General features: G+C 38.8%; 18 protein-coding genes and 1 pseudogene. 10 read left to right on the plus strand and 9 right to left on the minus strand.

Annotation, left to right across the window (positions count from 1 at the left end; translation table 11 throughout):
• Window positions 1-12: 12 nt before the first annotated feature.
• Window positions 13-609 carry an FUSC family protein gene (locus A5875_RS04035; protein WP_088932415.1) on the minus strand — a complete coding sequence of 199 codons (597 nt, stop codon included), beginning with the start codon at window positions 607-609 and terminating at the stop codon, window positions 13-15.
• A gap of 98 nt (window positions 610-707) precedes the next feature.
• Window positions 708-1,664, minus strand: a complete 957-nt coding sequence (locus A5875_RS04040; RefSeq protein WP_088932416.1) for a Gfo/Idh/MocA family protein — start codon at window positions 1,662-1,664, stop codon at window positions 708-710.
• 201 nt (window positions 1,665-1,865) lie between these two features.
• Between A5875_RS04040 and A5875_RS04045 the strand changes: the two genes are divergently transcribed.
• From A5875_RS04045 to A5875_RS04065, 5 genes are all read left to right on the plus strand, one after another.
• The gene (locus A5875_RS04045; protein ID WP_088932417.1) at window positions 1,866-2,399 is read left to right on the plus strand and encodes a hypothetical protein; all 534 of its coding nucleotides are present in this window, start codon (window positions 1,866-1,868) and stop codon (window positions 2,397-2,399) included.
• A gap of 16 nt (window positions 2,400-2,415) precedes the next feature.
• Window positions 2,416-3,201, plus strand: a complete 786-nt coding sequence (locus tag A5875_RS04050) for a M15 family metallopeptidase (RefSeq protein ID WP_088932418.1) — start codon at window positions 2,416-2,418, stop codon at window positions 3,199-3,201.
• 9 nt (window positions 3,202-3,210) lie between these two features.
• Window positions 3,211-3,825 carry a glycoside hydrolase family 73 protein gene (locus A5875_RS04055; protein WP_088932419.1) on the plus strand — a complete coding sequence of 205 codons (615 nt, stop codon included), beginning with the start codon at window positions 3,211-3,213 and terminating at the stop codon, window positions 3,823-3,825.
• Between the two features lie 39 nt (window positions 3,826-3,864).
• Window positions 3,865-4,551, plus strand: coding sequence for a hydrolase (locus tag A5875_RS04060; protein ID WP_088932420.1), 687 nt, complete (start codon window positions 3,865-3,867; stop codon window positions 4,549-4,551).
• Window positions 4,552-4,708: 157 nt separating this feature from the next.
• Window positions 4,709-5,410, plus strand: a complete 702-nt coding sequence (locus tag A5875_RS04065; RefSeq protein WP_176244614.1) for a C39 family peptidase — start codon at window positions 4,709-4,711, stop codon at window positions 5,408-5,410.
• 34 nt (window positions 5,411-5,444) lie between these two features.
• Here A5875_RS04065 and A5875_RS04070 read toward each other — a convergent pair whose 3' ends face one another.
• Entirely contained in the window at window positions 5,445-6,176 is a 732-nt protein-coding gene (locus tag A5875_RS04070) for an HAD family hydrolase (protein ID WP_088932421.1), read from the minus strand.
• A 216-nt stretch (window positions 6,177-6,392) separates the two neighbouring features.
• Here A5875_RS04070 and A5875_RS04075 point away from each other — a divergent pair, with 216 nt between their 5' ends.
• Entirely contained in the window at window positions 6,393-6,884 is a 492-nt protein-coding gene (locus A5875_RS04075) for a pyridoxamine 5'-phosphate oxidase family protein (RefSeq protein ID WP_088932422.1), read from the plus strand.
• Window positions 6,885-6,926: 42 nt separating this feature from the next.
• On the opposite strand, the gene A5875_RS04080 is transcribed toward A5875_RS04075, so the two are convergent.
• From A5875_RS04080 to A5875_RS04090, 3 genes are read right to left on the minus strand one after another with little or no spacing between them, the layout of a single operon-like run.
• Window positions 6,927-7,568: a hypothetical protein gene (locus A5875_RS04080; protein WP_171004915.1), complete on the minus strand. Its 642-nt coding sequence runs from the start codon at window positions 7,566-7,568 to the stop codon at window positions 6,927-6,929.
• A gap of 10 nt (window positions 7,569-7,578) precedes the next feature.
• Entirely contained in the window at window positions 7,579-8,088 is a 510-nt protein-coding gene (locus tag A5875_RS04085; RefSeq protein ID WP_088932424.1) for a nucleoside 2-deoxyribosyltransferase, read from the minus strand.
• A complete protein-coding gene (locus tag A5875_RS04090) occupies window positions 8,075-9,292 on the minus strand; it encodes a GNAT family N-acetyltransferase (RefSeq protein WP_088932425.1) in 1,218 nt (405 codons plus the stop codon). Before A5875_RS04090 ends, A5875_RS04085 begins: the two co-directional genes overlap by 14 nt.
• 240 nt (window positions 9,293-9,532) lie before the next feature.
• Between A5875_RS04090 and lepA the strand changes: the two genes are divergently transcribed.
• A complete protein-coding gene (lepA, locus tag A5875_RS04095; protein WP_088932426.1) occupies window positions 9,533-11,371 on the plus strand; it encodes a translation elongation factor 4 in 1,839 nt (612 codons plus the stop codon).
• 279 nt (window positions 11,372-11,650) lie between these two features.
• Window positions 11,651-12,976, plus strand: a complete 1,326-nt coding sequence (locus A5875_RS04100) for an IS4 family transposase (RefSeq protein WP_088932427.1) — start codon at window positions 11,651-11,653, stop codon at window positions 12,974-12,976.
• Between the two features lie 257 nt (window positions 12,977-13,233).
• On the opposite strand, the pseudogene tnpA reads toward A5875_RS04100, so the two are convergent.
• The 3 genes and pseudogenes from tnpA to A5875_RS04115 all read right to left on the minus strand — a co-directional run bounded on the left by tnpA (window position 13,234) and on the right by A5875_RS04115 (window position 16,074).
• Window positions 13,234-13,706, minus strand: a pseudogene (tnpA, locus tag A5875_RS04105) (IS200/IS605 family transposase).
• A 169-nt stretch (window positions 13,707-13,875) separates the two neighbouring features.
• Window positions 13,876-14,847: a glycoside hydrolase family 43 protein gene (locus tag A5875_RS04110; protein ID WP_088932428.1), complete on the minus strand. Its 972-nt coding sequence runs from the start codon at window positions 14,845-14,847 to the stop codon at window positions 13,876-13,878.
• Window positions 14,848-14,871: 24 nt separating this feature from the next.
• A complete protein-coding gene (locus A5875_RS04115) occupies window positions 14,872-16,074 on the minus strand; it encodes an oligosaccharide MFS transporter (RefSeq protein WP_088932429.1) in 1,203 nt (400 codons plus the stop codon).
• 207 nt (window positions 16,075-16,281) lie between these two features.
• Here A5875_RS04115 and A5875_RS04120 point away from each other — a divergent pair, with 207 nt between their 5' ends.
• Window positions 16,282-17,142, plus strand: coding sequence for an ArsR/SmtB family transcription factor (locus A5875_RS04120; RefSeq protein WP_088932430.1), 861 nt, complete (start codon window positions 16,282-16,284; stop codon window positions 17,140-17,142).
• Between the two features lie 220 nt (window positions 17,143-17,362).
• Complete coding sequence (locus A5875_RS04125; RefSeq protein ID WP_088932431.1) at window positions 17,363-18,442, plus strand: GntR family transcriptional regulator; 1,080 nt, start codon at window positions 17,363-17,365, stop codon at window positions 18,440-18,442.
• The last annotated feature ends 3 nt before the right edge of the window (window positions 18,443-18,445 follow it).

Below are 18,445 nucleotides of genomic sequence, written 5' to 3' on the forward strand. Positions count from 1 at the left end.
AAAGGATCAGCCTCATTTTTGTTGAGACTGATCCTTTATTTGTTTGCGTACATCATAAAGCATTTTATTTAGATCCGCTTCTTTTTTGCGCAGTTCAACTAGATCCTCTTTGATTTGTTTTTCTTTTTCATCCGTTTGCGGAGAAATGACTCCATTTAAGGAAATCCCGATGATCGTCCCGATAAAGGTATCTAGCACTCGATTTAATGCGTAGAGGAAGGATTCGCCTTGAGGGATACTTAAAGCGATCAGAAGCATCGTAGCGATAGCTGAAATGATCCCAGAATTGTTATTGAGTCCATCGGAGACCACGATTACCAAAACAACGAATAAAGGTAAAACAAATAATTCTACAAAAAAATCATTATTAAAAAATGCCTGAACGTAGTAAAAAATTAACGCCAACAATCCGCCGAGAGAGTTTCCCAAGACTCGTGAACGACCAAAAGAAATACTCGTAGTCAAGTCCTGCCGCAATGAAAAGACAGCGGCTAGTGCAGCAATTAAAGGTGATCCGCGGTCGGTCACATGGAACAGGAGAATACACAGCATGACAGCCAATGCCGTTTTCATCGTCCGCATGCCCAAACGAAAGCGACCAATTTGCAATTTTATCCCTCTTTCTTTTCTTTATATATAATAGTTTAGCGGAAGTTTGACAAAAAAACAAAAGGCATCGCCTAAGCCATGCCTTTTGCTAGAATTTTTTATTGCTGCTGCCAAATTTGCTGCATTTGGTCTAAAATTTCGATGACATCTTTTGTGAAGAAGAGAGATTTATTAGGAAGCGTACCATGGATCATTTTCACCATGTTTTCGATCTCATAGTTCATCGCGTTTCCTCTGAAGCCAGACTCGATCAATTCTGTCGTTCCATCGTTGAAAAACAGCTCCGCCTTATCAGCTCTCGGATAGTTATCGATAGTCAGGTAGCCATTCTCAAAAGCGACGATGCCCTTTTTCGGCATTTTAGCTTGGAAAGTCAGGCTGACGGTTGCCAACTCATTTTTTTTATTTTGCAAAATAGTTACGGATTGCTCATCCACCCCAGTTGAAAAGGGAATCATTGTCGAAGCAATGACTTCTGGTTGTTCAGTTAAGAACCAACGAGCAAAGGAAACAGCATAGGTTCCGATATCAAGCAAGGCGCCACCGGCCAATTCAGGATTAAAGAAGCGATTGGTTGGATCAGGATCTTTAAAACTGCCGAAAGGGGCTTGAATCATTTTTAGTTTACCCAGTCGTCCGCTATCCATTAACGCATGCAGTTCGTGGTACAAAGGCATATTGAAGATCGTCATGGCTTCGGCTAAGATCAAGTGTTTTTGCTCGGCTAATTCGGCAGCTTCTTGTAATTCTGTTACATTCATCGTAATGGCTTTTTCACACAAAACATGTTTACCTGCTGCTAGTGCAGCCATAATGTGCTGATGATGTTGACGGTTGGGAACTGCAATGTAGATAATAGAAATATCATCGTCAGCCAGCAACTCTTCGTAGCTGCCGTACGCTTTTGGTAAATCGTATTGTTGGGCGAATTTTTCAGCTTTTTCTAAGGTGCGTGACGCACAAGCGGTCAGTTTGCTGGTGGTTTGGTCAAAATTTTCGGCAAAATCATGGGCGATCCCGCCTAATCCGACGATGCCCCATTGTAAGTCAGTCATAATGATCCTCCTATTTCGTGTGGATGTATTTGTTTTCAAGTGTTACATTTAATTTTTATGCTGCTCACTATACTTAAAAGTATAAGTAAAACAGCAGGTTTGTTCAAAGTATAGCAGTAAATATTAAAATATTTCAATCCATTTGCCAAAGGACTGTTTTTTTTCTAAAAATTCAGTAGAATAGGAGAGGAGGGATTTTTCGTGAATCAAATTTATTTAGATTTAGTAATGAGTGCAATTTTTGAACAATTTCATACCGAACAAGATTTTTATCAAGATTATTTAGGCGTCAACGAAATTCAATGGCAGCAGTGGAAAGCAGGCCAAAACAATTTATCACCCGAAGCAAATCAAAAAATCAAGAATCTATTTAGCGACTATGAATGGATGCTGAGTCAAAAAGTCATTCGCCAAACCTTTTTGTTCCCGGAAAAGCGTCCGACGGCAGTTGCTGAATATCGCGAAATGAAGACGATTGTGGCACAAAAATGGATCGCCAGCGGCTTAGCTCAAGTCGAGATGATTCCTTTTAAAAATAAAAATGAAGAAGAGAATCATGACTTTATCGATCTGCGCGTAACCATCGATTATAATAGTTGGGGCTATAGTGATATACTAAGCTTTCGTTTGCCGGCCCATATCCAAAATCAAATCGCCAGTGCCCATAAAAAGACGGCGCTGCTTGATTGGGTAAACGAGAACCTAACGGAAACCTATACGTCATTAGACGATTAACGAGAGGATTTTTAATTTGAAAAAAACTGTAGGACTGCTTTCAGTCATTATCATGTTTGGAATGACCGCCTATTCGCTTTTTTACAGCGCACCTGCAGAATCAGATGCGAAAAAAGCAACAGCTACGACTTATTCATTTGAAAATAAGACGACTACTTCTAAGAAGAAAAATGCTGTCCAAAAGGCATTGCCGGATTCTAATGCGAAGGATTGGAACCTTGTATTGGTTGGACCTAAAAATAAAATTGAAAATGAAGTCGCTGAAAGTCAGTTATCTACGCTGTCAGATAATAGCCATCAAGTCGACAGCCGAATAGCTGCAGATTATGAAGCTTTTTCTGAAGCAGCAACCAAGGCTGGTTTTCCTTTAGTAGTTATTTCAGCTTTTCGTTCAGTAGAATCACAAGATGAAGTATTTAACACGAATGTGAGCGGATTGGTCAATGGAAATGGTATGTCCGAAGAGGACGCGATCGCAAAAACCAAAGAAACCATCACCGAACCTGGATATAGCGAGCACCATACGGGACTTGCGATTGATGTCGTTGACCAAGAGTGGTACAACACTTATTCATCACAAGTATTAGATGCTTCTTATGGTGATCAGCCAGGGGCAAAATGGATCGCGGAGAATGCACCGAAATATGGCTTTATCATCCGTTATCTAAAAGATCGCCAAGATATTACCGGTATTACTTATGAACCATGGCATATTCGCTATGTTGGTAAAGAAAATGCCGAGTATATTACCAAACACGACCTGACACTAGAAGAGTTTTTAAAAGAGTTGTCAGCTAAGTAAGGAGTTACTATGCCTAAAAAAACCTATCAAAAACGAAAGTCCAAAACTTCGATCCCGCTTATTTTTGCGGGGATCTTAGTGATTGGGTTGGCTTTCGTTTTTTCTTTACATACATTATCGGATTTTGGCGTTGAAACTGAACAAAAAGAGGAAACTGTTTCTCGTCAGGAATTTATTGATACTTTGGCTCCCCATGCAAAGGAACTGCAGCAAGGCTATGGCGTTTTGCCTAGTATCATTTTAGGTCAAGCCATCTTGGAATCAAATTGGGGACAATCTCAGCTTGCCAGTCAGTATAAAAACCTTTTTGGTATTAAAGCTTCTGGGAATCAGCCAAAGGTGACTCTCGAGACGAAAGAATATGTGAACGAGCAATGGGTCACCATTCAAGGTGATTTCAAAGTATATAATTCTTGGAATGAGTCATTAGACGATCATACGATGCTTTTCGTCAATGGAACGAACTGGGATTCCAAACTATATGCCGGTGTTCTAACTGCTACCGACTATCGACAAGCTGCCCAAGCACTGCAGATAGCTGGATATGCGACTGATCCGGATTATGCGAATAAGATCATCAGTGTGATCGAAACATATAACTTGGAGCAATACGATCATTCATAGTAAAATCGACATAAGAAGTTGATAAGGAGATGAGTTTGAATGGCAGAGAAATATGTACCTGAAATTATGACTGAATTGCGACAAGATATTGTACGTGTACCAAAAGTAATCCAAGAAGCATCAGGAATCAGCATTTTTGGTAAAAAAATTCGTTCGATAATCTTTACGACCGACATCGCAATTATCCGAAACACAGATGCGGATGCAGTAATAGCTGTATATCCTTTTACGCCACATCCGGCAATTACCAAAAGTATTATCGAAGCCGCCGATATTCCGGTGTTTTCCGGTGTTGCAGGCGGTCTTACTCATGGAGCGCGCTCGGCCTATATGGGGATGTTTGCGGAATCTCAAGGTAGTTTAGGGGTAGTAGTAAACGGACCGACCCCAGTAGAAACGATCCAAGCAATCTATGACGTTGTAGATGTTCCGGTAATTGCGACAGTTACATCGAAGTATTCAAAAATCGAAGAAAAACTGGCGGCTGGTGTGGATATAATCAATATCAGTGCTGGAAAAGATACGGTTGAAGCCGTTAAGCACTTTAGAAAAGTATATCCAGAGCTGCCGATCATCGCGACTGGCGGACCAGATGAAGAGACGATTGAGCAAACGATCGAAGCGGGAGCCAACGCCATCACTTATACACCGCCTTCAAATGGTGTGTTGTTCAGCAAGAAGATGGAAAAATACCGCAAAATGGAATACGATGAAGATCATCAATAAAAAAGATGTCGAAAATCTTAATGATTTTCGACATCTTTTTTAGGTTCATTTAAGCTAGCTTTGAGAAACTTGCCTTGGAATACAACAAAACGAGGTGATTAAAATCAAACGCTTAATAAAATGGACGAGTTTCATTTGTATCCTTTGTGGCGGCTGCTTGATCTTTTTTTATCAAAATAAGCAATCGGAAGTGGATAGCAGCGAAGTAAATGCAGCTGATCAGGCAGAAATCGTACTTGCCGATAAAGAGAGCACAGAAACACAATTAATAGACGTTCCGATAGAAAACCAAAATACCGGCTCTGTTCCTCTTGAAAACGGCTGTGAGATCACAGCGTTATCAATGCTGTTAAACTATTATGATTATGACACGAATAAGAATGATTTAGCTGAGCTGTTGAATTATGTTCCGGTTTACGAAAATGAAGCTGAGGGTATTCGCGGAAATCCTCATGACGGCTTCGTAGGAAATATCTATGAAGGCTATGATGCAATGGGAGTCGCTGTTGAGCCGATTGCGGAGGTGGCTGAGGAAGTAGTTCAGGAAGGGCAGAAGGTCGCTGCCAGCAGTGATACGTCATTTTCTGAGCTAGCAGATTTGGTTCAGGCTGGAACACCTGTCTGGGTGATCACAACTGTTAACTATGAAATTCCTACAAACAGTGATTATATGATTTGGGAAACGACGAGCGGAGAAGTTACCGTCTCACCATTGTGTCACGCGGTAGTTATCACCGGTGTAGATGATGAAAATGTTTATGTGAATGATCCTTACGGTTATAAAAATCGAATTGTAAAGCGCAGTGATTTTGAAAAGACCTATAAGAAAATGGGCAGTCAATCGCTTTATCTAGCCTAATAAAAAGACCCGGAATGTTCTCCGGGTCTTTAGTTTATGCAAAAATATGTTGGAAAGTCGGTAATAATTGATCGAAAGAAGTTAATTCGATATCGTGAATTTGCGAGGTTCCTTTTGGTAATTGACGATTGCGATGGTTTAGCCAAAGAGATTGCCACCCCGCTCGTTTAGAACCAATCACGTCGTTATGAAAGTTGTCGCCGACATATAAAGAACATTCAGGATTCAAGTCAAACTGCTTCTTGCCTAGGTCAAAAATTTCTACATCAGGTTTTTCATAACCGGTTGCTTGGGAAATAATGATGTTGTCCTCATCGACCCAGTTCAATAGACCTAACTGCAAAATCTTTTTATACTGATGATCTGTTGGACCGTTGGTGATGATGCTGATGGGAACTTTTTTGTTTTTCAAAAATTCTAGTGTTTTTTCAATTTCACAGTGCATGGTGATTGCATCAAGTTCTGCTTCGTAAACATCTTGGAAGATTAGGGATTCTTCATCAGTGATATGAGGATAATCTAAATCCTTCAGAGATTGGCTGATGCGATGAGAACGCATATACTCCAAAGTCCATTCTTGGGTGATTACTTTGTTGAAGTTCGCATCACTGTGGACACGAAAACGAGTATAAAGTGGAAGCATATCTTCTTCACTTACTAAAGGAAATAATTTTTGGACCGCCTTGCGAAATGGTTCTTGTTGATCGTAAATAGTATCATCGATATCAAATACGACAGTTTCAATCAAAATCGACACGCCTTTCATTTTTCAGCAAATTTTCATTTTAATTACAGTAGCTATTTTAGTACAAAAAATCACACAAAAAAAGAGGAAAATCGTTGATTAGAAAAGGTTTTTACTACTAAAAAAGACAAACCGCAGTCTATCAATTTTCAGTTTTTTTAACTAAAAAAAAGATTTCTTTTTGAATTCTAATCTATTATGATTAGAAGAAGGAATTGGATAGATGGAGGTAAGGATATGCGCAGAAAAAAAAGACAGGTAACAGATCTAGCAGCAATCAAAAATTTAGTAGAGAAATCGCAAGTAGTACGAATCGCATTGAACGGGGAGGACTATCCTTATGTTGTGCCTGTAAATTTTGGGTATGAGTGGGAGGAAGAAAAATTAACCCTTTTTGTTCATGGAGCCAGTGAAGGAAAAAAAGTATCTATGATCAAAAACGACCCTAAAGTAGCCATCGAGATGGATGGCAATCACAAGCTAGTTCAAGGAACATTGAACGCGTCGAGTTATTCTTATGCTTATCAAAGTTTGATTGGATTTGGCGAAGCCGAAATAATTGAGGAACTAGAAGAGAAAAGACGAGCATTGCATATTTTGATGGACCATGCTGCTAAGGGAGCGCCTTTTGATGAAATACCTGAAGGCATGTTAAAACGGACAGGGATCATCAAAATAACTTTAGCTTCTTATACGATGAAGGAAAACGTACATCCTGATGATAAATAAAAAAAAAGATTCAAAACCGAAATTTCGGTTTTGAATCTTTTTTTACTTTTTGACTTTCTTTAAGCGATACTCTTCAAAATAAGCAGCATTTCCGCGGCTTTGAACTCGCGCGTAAATTCCCATTAGGACTGCACCGATCGTGTTGGTCAAAAGATCGCCCATCGTGTCCATCAATGCAGCTCGTCCGACTAATAATTCACCCGCTGATGTCGCATAGCGTTGAAGGTTCATATCCGCTACAGTGTCGCAGAGAAACTCCCAAAACTCCCAGAAGACACCGCAAACGCCAGCAAAGGCAAAACCGAAAAGCAGGAATAACCATGGAGATGTTTTGCTGATATCGGCATCCTTCATCAAGAAGCCGATTAAGCCATAACCTAATGCGGTCAAGACCATCGGACTAACGGTATGCAGAATTTTATCCCAAAAAGAAATGATCGAGATCATGTGCAGAGAAGTTCCTAAAAAGACTGAGATGACTAAAAAGAACCAATAGAAATAAACGATTTTTTCTGGTAAAACAATTTTGAATAACTTTTCTATTATTTCTGGTAAAAAAATCAATGCAATCCCTGCTAAACACTCGATTACAAAAATCACACCTTGCTTAGTTGAATATTTACCAGTTGCAAATTCAAAAATATTATACAGTAGACAAAGAGCGCCGAAAATGAGTAACGCCATTCGATATTTTTTATAAGTCACGGAAATCACTACCTTCTAAGAAAGATTTGATTTGTTTCAATAATGCTTCTTCATCGCTGACGATCGTACCGTTCAACTTAATCAGTCCAACAGTATAAAGATTTAAATAATGAAATTGGTTTTCAGCTGGAGTTTGTAATGCGGCAATTTTCTGTTGATTCTCCGCACCTTGCTGGCGAGAGTCGGTATATAAAGCGATGATCGGGATTCCCTTTGCGTAGGCCACGCCGATTTCAGAAGCGACACCGGCGTCGATCGTCAAACCATCCAGCAGGGCCACCATGAGATCACTCTTCAAGACCTCCTCAGTATCAGCCAGAGCGATCATTTTACTGTCAGCGTAGGCTGATTTGTCATTGATACCCGCATTTTCTTGTGGTAGATAAATCGTCAGATCCGCATCAATTTCACGAATTTTTTTTACTAAGTGTTGATTATACAATAGGTCGCTTTGTGCAAATAACGGTGCAGCAAAATAAATATGTTTAGAAGTAGTCACTAAAATAAGCCTCCATATCAGGTATTGTTGTTTCTAATAGTTCAATTGCTTTTTTATCCGCGTCCAGCCGTTCAATCCGAGCAAGATACGCAGCCCGGCGATAATTCATCAGCATGCAAGTCAAGGTTTGAATGTTAAGTTTAATACGTCTGCCTTTCGGTTGATCAGAGATAGTCAACTCACTATCAGTATTCCAACTGAGTGCAAAAATTCCATTATTCCACTCAGCGATCGGATCATCGACTTCAAAATAGAAAGGCTCGACAGGTTTTTCAAAGGGATATTCCAATAAAAATTCTTTAACGTCGACAATCCGCGCCATGAAAAACGGCGCAATTGTTTCTGTAATCTCACTATCATCAAGCAGGAAGGACAGCGGTTCATTTTTGAAAATATCGCCTTTGACCCAGTAAACCATTGAAAAGTGAGCACTGATAAAATTCCATAAACCGTTTCGCGCTTCCTGATTTAAATAAAACATTTCTTTAATATGGAAAACCTCGTCAGAGATCCAATAAAAAAGGACACCAGTCGGCCGCTTATTCGCATCATAATAAATTGCGGCGATACGTTCTTCCTCATTTTCAAACCGCCAATATTCTTCCCAGTTCAACTCTTTGCGGATCATCGCCCCATGATTATTCAAGGCGAATTCGTGATAAACTTGATATACATCTGGATCGTCAACTTCTTTACGTTCCACGATACCAGGCACCTCAACTTGCTTAGGCAACTGCGTATCTTTGATCTTGAAGCTGAGCTTGTCAGACATGATTTCCCAGCCCTTGCGCCGATAATAGGGAATATTGTAAGGATATAGGTAGGAAATCCATTGCTGGTCTTCACGCATCTGGATCAAGGCCTTCTCGATCAAATCCTTCATTAATCCATGATTGGCATACTCTGGATAAGTACCGACACCTGTTACACCGCCCATTTGAAAAAGTTTCCCATGAATATTTACTTCGCAAGGATAAATAGCAATTTGAGAAATCAAATTCTCATCGTGAAACCAGCCAAAAACCTTTGATTGCTCCAAAACAGGTTTCTTCGCGCGGACCATTTCACGCTTGTTTTCGTATCCGCTATTTTCAATATCGCTTTCTGTTACTTGAAAAACATAGCTGAGCAGTTCATCATACTGAGCCAAATGTTCTTCACCAACGGGCTTCAAGACTAATTGTTTCTTAAAGTCACTATCCATTCTTTCATCTCCTAGATATTGTTACTGAATTTAATCACAGATGCCCTCTAATAGAGAAAACCCTTTTAACGCAAGAGTAAAGAGGGCAATCTGATCTCTTTTTCTCGTTTATATTCTAAGTATAGCAAAAGCAGGATTATTTTTCTCTTACCGACTTTGGGAAATAGGTGAAAAGACTTTTTTTCTATTAGAAACGTTGGTATAATTGACAGTGCTGATTAAAAGAAATGAGGAACTTTGATGAATATAGAAGAAATGCAGAAACGCCAAAAAATGATTCGGAACTTTTCGATCATCGCGCATATCGATCACGGCAAGTCGACACTGGCTGACCGGATCTTAGAACAAACTAATACCGTAAGTTCCCGTGAAATGCAAGAGCAGTTGTTAGATTCAATGGATCTTGAACGTGAACGCGGAATTACAATTAAATTAAATGCGGTAGAACTACATTACACTGCAAAAGATGGACAGAATTATATTTTTCATCTGATCGACACTCCTGGACACGTCGATTTCACTTATGAGGTTTCACGGAGTTTGGCTGCCTGCGAAGGTGCAGTCTTGGTTGTAGATGCGGCTCAAGGAATCGAAGCCCAAACATTAGCCAATGTTTATTTAGCTTTAGATAATGATTTGGAAATCCTGCCGGTCATCAATAAAATCGATTTACCAGCTGCTGATCCAGAGCGAGTCCGTAAAGAAATTGAAGACGTAATTGGAATCGACGCAGAAGATGCTGTCCTAGCTAGTGCAAAAACAGGGATTGGTATCAGTGAGATTTTAGAACAAATCGTCACAAATGTTCCGGCTCCAAGCGGGGATTTAGAAGCACCGTTAAAGGCTTTGATCTTTGACTCGATTTATGACAGCTATCGCGGCGTTGTATTGAATGTCCGCATCACTGATGGAATTGTTCGCCCAGGCGATAAAATTCAACTAATGAGTAATGGGAAAACCTTTGATGTAACAGAGGTTGGTGTTTTCTCACCAAAAGCTGTTCAACGGGATTACTTAATGGTAGGCGATGTTGGATATATTACTGCCAGCATCAAGTCTGTTCAGGAAACACGTGTCGGGGATACCGTTACACTTGCTAATAATCCAGCAGAAAAAGCGTTGGATGGTTATCGCAAAATGAATCCAATGGTATTCTGCGGCTTGTATCCGATCGATACGTCTCGGTATAATGATTTGCGTGAAGCCTTAGAAAAATTACAGCTGAACGATGCGGCATTACAGTTCGAACCAGAAACTTCCCAAGCGTTAGGCTTCGGATTCCGTTGCGGATTCTTAGGCTTGCTGCACATGGATGTGGTTCAAGAGCGTTTGGAACGTGAATTCAATTTGGAACTGATCACGACTGCGCCATCAGTTATTTATCATGTGAACCTGACCGATGGCACTCAATTAGTGGTAGACAATCCATCTGATTTCCCTGACCCATCAAAAATTCAAAACGTTGAAGAACCATTTGTGAAGGCCAATATCATGGTCCCAAATGAATACGTAGGTGCTGTCATGGAACTTTCACAGCGTAAACGTGGCGAATTTATCACCATGGATTATTTAGATGATTATCGTGTGAATGTTGTCTACAATATCCCATTATCGGAAATCGTGTTTGACTTCTTTGATAAATTAAAATCCAGCACGAAAGGCTATGCATCATTAGATTACGAAATGGCTGATTATCGTGAAAGCCGTCTAGTGAAAATGGATATCTTGCTGAATGCGGAGAAAGTCGATGCCCTGAGTTTTATTGTTCACCGTGAGTTCGCTCAAGAGCGCGGTCGCGCAATCGTTGATAAATTGAAGACGTTAATTCCGCGTCAACAATTTGAAGTGCCGATCCAAGCAACGATTGGTACGAAGATCGTTGCCCGTACTGATATTAAGGCTTTGCGCAAAAATGTATTAGCTAAATGTTACGGTGGGGATGTTTCTCGTAAGCGTAAATTGTTAGAGAAGCAAAAAGAAGGTAAGAAACGCATGAAACAAATCGGTTCAGTTGAAGTCCCACAAGAAGCATTTATGGCTGTGCTGAAAATGGATGAAGACGAACCGAAAAAGAAATAAAGTTGACAAAATCGAATCAATTTATTGAAAAGCAATATGAGTAATATGTGATTAAGACATCTCAATAGGAGGTGTCTTTTTTTTATGGAATAGTTGTCTAGATGAAGAAGTGTTCGAATTAATCAAAACCACCCGTGTGAACGCAATGTCATTAACTTAAGCATGTTGACTTTCATGAAGAAGTATAAATTTGCATGTATTGCAGATTTATACTTCTTTTCTGCTTTTTCAAGCTATACTTTAAGTAAAAGATTGATAATTTCGGAGGAGGTACTGAAAATGATGATGTGGGATGATTTTTATGAATTTATCGAAGAAGCTCCTACAATTTTTTTAGAAGATATTCGAGAAGGAAATCCTCGTGCCTTCACTCGAAAAAGAAAAACAACGCCACTTAAGCTGATGCTTCAAATGTTTTCTCAAAAAGGCTTGTCGCAATTTTCAGAACTTCTCAACTTTTACTCTGTACAAAACAAACCATTAGACGTTTCAACTGTCGCCTTTTATAAAGCACGAATGAAGTTTAACCCAAAAGCACTTCACTTGATGATGGAAGACTATCTCTCAATGGCTTATGAAAAATACGACGATAAGTTAGTGAAATTGAATGGATACATTGTCACAGCGATCGATAGTTCAGATATTATTTTGCCCTCAACAGAAGAAACTATCGAAATTTATGGTGTAAATAAACCGAATCAAGCGATTAGTACCGTGATGGCAAAAATTTCTCTTCTCTATGATTGTATCAATAAGGTCGCGCTCGACACTTGCATTGAACCTTATAAATTCAGCGAGCGTGAGTGTGCGTCCCAACACCTCAACCAACTTAAAAAAATTCTTAGACAACCGACCATTACTACTTTTGATCGAGGCTACTTCTCTATGAAATTAATTGATCAAATGATAGAAAATAATCAAAAGTTTATCATTCGTATGGATAAACAGAACCTAAAGCGCTACACAGGAACGCTTGTTTCTGGAGAAGATCGAACCGTTGATGTTCAATTTAATCGTGTAGAAACGAATAAGTATCGAGAAAATCGTTCTTTTCGAACAAAATTAATGAATACTACCTACACTTTGCGCTTCGTAAAAATCCCTCTAGTCAGAGGAACTACCGGCGAGACTTATGATGAGTTGCTTTTGACAAATCTAACACCCGATGAATTTTCTTTGGAAGGATTGAAGGAACTTTATCGTTTAAGATGGGAAATTGAAACCGCCTATAATATTTTAAAAAATCGAATGAAGCTGGAAGAGTTTAGTGGAATTCGAGACTGGTTGATTCGCCAAGATATTTATTGTTGTGTCTGGCTATACAATTTAATTATGCTTTATATAATTGAATTAAATGAAACAGAAGGAATCCCACAAGAACGCTATAAGCATGAAATGAGGCGAAATATCAGTATTTCTATAGGGGTCGTTAAAACCTATTTCATTCAATCAATCCTTGGGAATACTCCAGAAAAACGCCATGAGTCGGTAGAACGGATGAGTGAACTAATTAAACAACACCTTATTCCAGTTCGTCCTGATCGAATAGCTACAAGGCATCACACTATAAACAAATCTAGGCGATCTTATAGATATACTTATTAATGACGTTATCTATCAAGTAGCTTATTTAGTCGTGTATCCGATTCTATAACAGACAAAACACTAGCTTCGTTTGAAGAACAATTCTTCAAACGAAGCTAGTGTTTATTTGTCAAGATGCTTAAGTTAATGACATTGCGTGTGAACGGGTGGTTTGCTCTTCGGCTGAAAGCCTCTATTACCGGCCATAGCCTAAAAGGCTTACTGAAAGATATCCCTCTCGCACCACGTTTACTCGCTGATTCTAAAAGAATCTCTTTCTACTTCTTCTTGTTTTTCTTTCCTGTGAACGGATCATATTCTTCAAACAATGTGAGTTGATCTGCTACATAATCCTCTTGTACTTGATTACGAATATATTCTGCTATCTGCTCTTTGTTTCTTCCTACCGTATCCACGAAATATCCCTTACACCAAAATTTTCGGTTTCCGTATCGATATTTCAACTCTGCATGTCGATCAAAAATCATCAAGCTGCTTTTCCCTTTCAAATATCCGATAAATTGTGCCACGCTTAGTTTTGGGGGAATACTTACTAAAAGATGAATGTGATCTTTGCACGCATTCGCTTCCAAGATTTCTACTTTTTTCTGTCACATAATTCTCGTAGAATCTCTCCAATACTTTGTTTATATTTTTCATAGATAATTTGTCTTCGATATTTCGGTGCAAACACGATGTGATACTTACATCTCCATTTTGTATGTGCTAAACTTTCAGTATCCTTTTTCATAAAGGGGCCTCCTAAATTTGATTGCGATGTTGTCGGGAAACCAACATCCGCTTATCAATTTTGGGAGGTCTTTTAATACCACGCTGGAGGCTCTCCGGAACCACTCGCAGAGCAAGTAGTTTTCAAGACGTACAAAAAAACGCATGGAGATTTTCCATGCGTGTTGCATTTAAAGCGAAATAGTTTCTTTGTAGGCAACAGGTTCGCCAAAATCTGGGAATCCTTCTTGATCCCAAACAAAAATTTGCGCATTCGCATGCCGGTTGGGATTATCTAACGGGTCGCCGACTTTATTTTTTTCTGGACGAGCGTGGAAAATAAGAACATCTTTTGTATCGTCTTCATTGCGAGTGAAGGAATTATGTCCAGGCCCGAACTGTCCATTTTTTTCTGATGATACGAAAACAGGTGTTGGGCTTTTTTTCCAAGAAAAGCCATCTAACAGATCATCATTCTCATCTGCCCATAAAAGTCCCATTACATAGTTTTCATCAGTGGCGCTCCCAGAGTAGGTGATAAAAATCTTACCATTTCTTTTAATAACAGCAGGACCTTCATTTACCCAAAAACCGATTTTTTCCCAATCAAATTCAGGGATTGTCAGCAATGTTTGTTTTCCCTTTAAAGTCCATGGATTTTCCATTTCAGAAATATAGAGGTTCGAGTTTCCAGGTATCCGAGGATCTAATTGTGCCCAAACATAATACAAGGTGTCGTTATGTTCAAAAGCCGTAGCATCTAAACTGAAGCTTTCAAATTGTGTTTTAACTTGGCCTTTTTCAATCCATTGGCCTTCAAACGGGTCAGCACTTTCATTTTCTAAAACGAACATTCTATGATGATGGTGGCGGTCACGAATCTCACTATGATCGCTTGCCGCGAAATAAATGTACCATTTGTTATTGATATAGTGAATTTCTGGTGCCCAAATTAGTTTGCTCATATTGCCAATTTCATGAGCATGCCAAATGGTTACTGGTTCTGCATTGCCTAAGCCATTAATCGTGCAGGCTCTTCTAAGCTCTAAAGTTTGATAGCCTGGAACAGACCCCATAAAATAATAGTACCCATCGGTATGTTTATAAATCCAAGAATCTGCACGCTCCAATACGATCGGATTATTATAAGGTTGTGTTTGCATAGTTCATTTCCTCCAATTAGTCGATTATATAACATCTGCAGTTGCAGTGTTTTCCTTTTCCTCTTTATGATCATTTTTTAGCGTAAAGGCACTGATAATGGTAATAACAAAGACAATACCAGCCAGTAGTAAGTAGGTTTGATGGAAGCCGATAGAATCGTAAAGTCTTCCAGAAACCGTTGAAAAAATAAATACAGATACTTGTTTTGCAAAATTGGAACCTAGCATGTAGATCGTTGCGTATAATCTGCGGTCGAAGGTATTTGCGATATATTTCATGATAGAGACCAATAATAATGGCATTTCTAGTCCAGCCATAATGCGGAAGACAATCAAAAGTTGATAATTAGGCGCAACAGCGCTTCCAAAAATACGAATGAAAGTAATAAAGCCAAAGATGATCAATCCACGTTTTGCACCAATCTTATTGATAATGTAAGGCATTGGGATCATAAGTAGTAGTTCTAAGCCAACTTGAGCAGATGCCATATAGCTATAGACGATCGTTCCAGTGTTTGCGGTTTCAAAAAAGCTTTTAAAATAGACGATGAATTGTTGATCAAAGACATCATAAATTGCCGCTGCACCAATGTAGAACAAAGCCAATGCCCAGAAATTTTTCTGTTTAAAAATTGAGCAGATTGTTTTCTTGTCTAATTTTGTTTCCTCTTGATCGACTTCTTCAACCACTTCAGAAACTTCCACTTTATCAAAGAAGATAATCAAAATTGACAGAATGGCTGCTGCGATGGAACATGCCCAAAAAATTGCTGTGGGATTCCAAACAAACAATCGTCCGGCTACTAAAGTCGCTGTGATACCAGCAAGAGAGCCACCCATACGTGAATGACCATATTCAAAATTGTTTACCCAGCTTGCTCGCTCAATATATTGTTCAACAACGCCAACACCACCATTTAGTACGAAGCTCAAATATAAACCAGTGATAGCGATGCCTAAATATAAATTAATATTTAGCAATGGTAAAAGAAGCCATTGGAAGAAAGGTCCAATAAATAGCGCACTAAGGGCGATACATGCCAACAATGTTTTTTTGAATTTTAACTTATCTGATAAAATACCGAAGATTGGTTGGAAGATCAGTGAAATTCCTGCCATCAATGAAAAGACTAGTCCAGCTTCTGTTCCTCCAAGGTCGGCGACTTGTTCTAGCCAAAGAGTCAAGTAACCATAAATGACCGCCCACGAGCTGTCTCTTATACACATCTATTCTTTTAAAACCGGTAAAGAGAAAGCGCTTTTTCAATACACACACATATTAATCCAATCAAGATGCAGATGTCAACATAAATTTATTAATTATTTTTCAATCATCCCAATTGAATTAATAAATATATTAATTATAAAAGGTTGATTTTTCAGTGATTTGATTTATCATTAAGGTACTTGCTAATTATAGAGGAGAGATGACGTTTGCAATTAGATATTTCTGAAGCTTCATTACCAGTTTACGAAGCACTTGCAAGTTCCGTGCGTTTGAAAATTATTCAACTGCTGTCAAAAAATAAATTAAGCGTGAAAGAGCTGGCCTCGGAGTTGAACCTGAGTAGTGCAATTGTCACTATGCATGTAAAAAAGTTGGAAACTGCCGGCTTAATCGCAACAGACAGACAAGGCCGATCAAAAGTCTCAAGTCTGAAGGTTGATGCGATCAATATCAATTTTCCAGAAAAAATTTATACTGCCTATGAGACTTTGGAAACCTCGATCCCAATTGGGCAATATACAAATTATGAAATCACTCCTCCCTGTGGCTTAGCCACATCCGAGGACTTTATCGGAGTCAATGATCATCCCAAATACTTTATGGATCCCAAGCGGATGGATGCTCAGATACTTTGGTTTACTCAGGGATTTATTGAATATCAGGTTCCAAATCTTTTAGAAGAAAGTCAGTTGGAAATGTTGGAGATTTCATTAGAAATTGCTTCTGAGTTTCCTTTTTCTAATAATAATGGGAAAGAGTTAGGTACATGGACTTCACCAGGTGATTTTTCTGATGTTAGAGGAAAGAACAATCCTAGTTGGTATCCTGATAATTTAAATCAATATGGGCTTTTAAAAACAATTCGTATAATGGCACATGGAACTTATATGGAAGGCGAACCACTCTCTGATGTTCGGATTACCGATTTTCCTTTATCAGAAACGCAACTTTGGACGCTTAGAGTCGAAGTTAAGGAAGATGCCAAAAATGTTGGTGGTTGTACAATCTATGGAAAAAATTTCGGAAATCATGATCAAGATATTAATTTAAAGCTGTTTTATAGTTGATCGTTTAAATTCAGTGTGAATAATTAGGTTTGAAGATATCTAAGTTATTTTTCAAGAATCGAAAAATGAACGGACTAACCCAAATGAGAAGAGTTAGTCCTGTTTATTTGTATGGAAAAGCAAAAAAGTCTGCTAATTTGTTCGGACATATATAGCTAGTTACAGCACTTTCTGGTACTCTGTATACAAGATAATGGAAAAATTCGGAGAGGACTATCATATGAATCAATCAAAATATCAAATTATTGCGGATGAAATCCGTTCAAAAATATTGTCTGGTGAATTTCCTGCAGATACAACAATTCCACCAGAATTAACCTTGCAGAAGGACTATCAAGTCAGTCGACATACGATTCGTCAAGCGATTGCTTTGCTAGTCAATGAAGGATTTCTTCGCAAAGAAAAGGGATCAGGGACATATGTTGATGTGAAGTATAAACAAGAAGGAATAATGCGTACTAATAATAAAACGATTGGCGTTGTTACTACCTATCTGTCGGATTATATTTTCCCATCGATTATTCGAGGGATTGAGAAAAATCTAAGTGAAAAAGGGTACTCTCTTTTATTGGCGAGCACAAATAATGACTATCAACAGGAAAGAGAATGTATTGAAAAGATGATCAGTCAAGGAGTTCAAGGACTGATTGTAGAACCAACGAAGAGCAATCAGTACAACCCTAATCTGGCTCTGTATGTTAATTTGAAGGAACAAGGAATTCCATTGGTTATGATCAATGCGGTCTACGAAGAAATCAGCGCGCCTTTTATTTGTGTCGATGATACGCAAAGCGGATTTTTAGCGACCGAACTATTGATCAAAAACAATCATAAAAATCTAATGCTTATTACTAAAATCGATGATCTGCAAGGTAAATATCGAATGAAAGGCTTCATAAAGGCCTGCGAAATGTACGGGCTTCAGTTTGCGCCAGATGATATCTTAACGTACACAACGGAGACTCGAAGGCAAGTGGTCAAAGAGATGCTGAAACATTTGGAAAAAAATTCAGACATCACTGGTATTATTTGCTATAACGACCAAATTGCTAGCAGCTTGGCAGATCATTTAACTAAAGCAGGGTATAAGATACCAGAAGATATTTCTATCGTAGGAAATGACAATTCAGCCTTAAGTAAGATGGGTAGTATTAAACTGACGACGTTAAATCACCCAAAAGAACAGCTTGGCAGTGACGCTGCTGATTGGATAGTTCAGACGATCGAGGAAGGTCGAGAGCAAGAAAATATCTTATATGAACCAACATTAGTAGAAAGGGATTCGGTAAAAAAGCTTTAAAAA

The sequence above is a fragment of the Enterococcus sp. 3H8_DIV0648 genome (genome assembly GCF_002140655.1).
Lineage (GTDB): Bacteria > Bacillota > Bacilli > Lactobacillales > Enterococcaceae > Enterococcus_A > Enterococcus_A hulanensis.

Excerpts from the sequence above, each read along its gene's own strand:
- A5875_RS04055 (WP_088932419.1), top strand. The coding sequence starts at position 3,211 with ATGCCTAAAAAAACCTATCAAAAACGAAAGTCCAAAACTTCGATCCCG.
- A5875_RS04075 (WP_088932422.1), top strand. The coding sequence starts at position 6,393 with ATGCGCAGAAAAAAAAGACAGGTAACAGATCTAGCAGCAATCAAAAAT.
- A5875_RS04100 (WP_088932427.1), top strand. The coding sequence starts at position 11,651 with ATGATGATGTGGGATGATTTTTATGAATTTATCGAAGAAGCTCCTACA.
- A5875_RS04090 (WP_088932425.1), bottom strand. The coding sequence starts at position 9,292 with ATGGATAGTGACTTTAAGAAACAATTAGTCTTGAAGCCCGTTGGTGAA.
- A5875_RS04040 (WP_088932416.1), bottom strand. The coding sequence starts at position 1,664 with ATGACTGACTTACAATGGGGCATCGTCGGATTAGGCGGGATCGCCCAT.
- A5875_RS04115 (WP_088932429.1), bottom strand. The coding sequence starts at position 16,074 with ATGTGTATAAGAGACAGCTCGTGGGCGGTCATTTATGGTTACTTGACT.
- A5875_RS04070 (WP_088932421.1), bottom strand. The coding sequence starts at position 6,176 with ATGAAAGGCGTGTCGATTTTGATTGAAACTGTCGTATTTGATATCGAT.
- A5875_RS04060 (WP_088932420.1), top strand. The coding sequence starts at position 3,865 with ATGGCAGAGAAATATGTACCTGAAATTATGACTGAATTGCGACAAGAT.
- lepA (WP_088932426.1), top strand. The coding sequence starts at position 9,533 with ATGAATATAGAAGAAATGCAGAAACGCCAAAAAATGATTCGGAACTTT.
- A5875_RS04125 (WP_088932431.1), top strand. The coding sequence starts at position 17,363 with ATGAATCAATCAAAATATCAAATTATTGCGGATGAAATCCGTTCAAAA.
- A5875_RS04080 (WP_171004915.1), bottom strand. The coding sequence starts at position 7,568 with ATGGCGTTACTCATTTTCGGCGCTCTTTGTCTACTGTATAATATTTTT.
- A5875_RS04110 (WP_088932428.1), bottom strand. The coding sequence starts at position 14,847 with ATGCAAACACAACCTTATAATAATCCGATCGTATTGGAGCGTGCAGAT.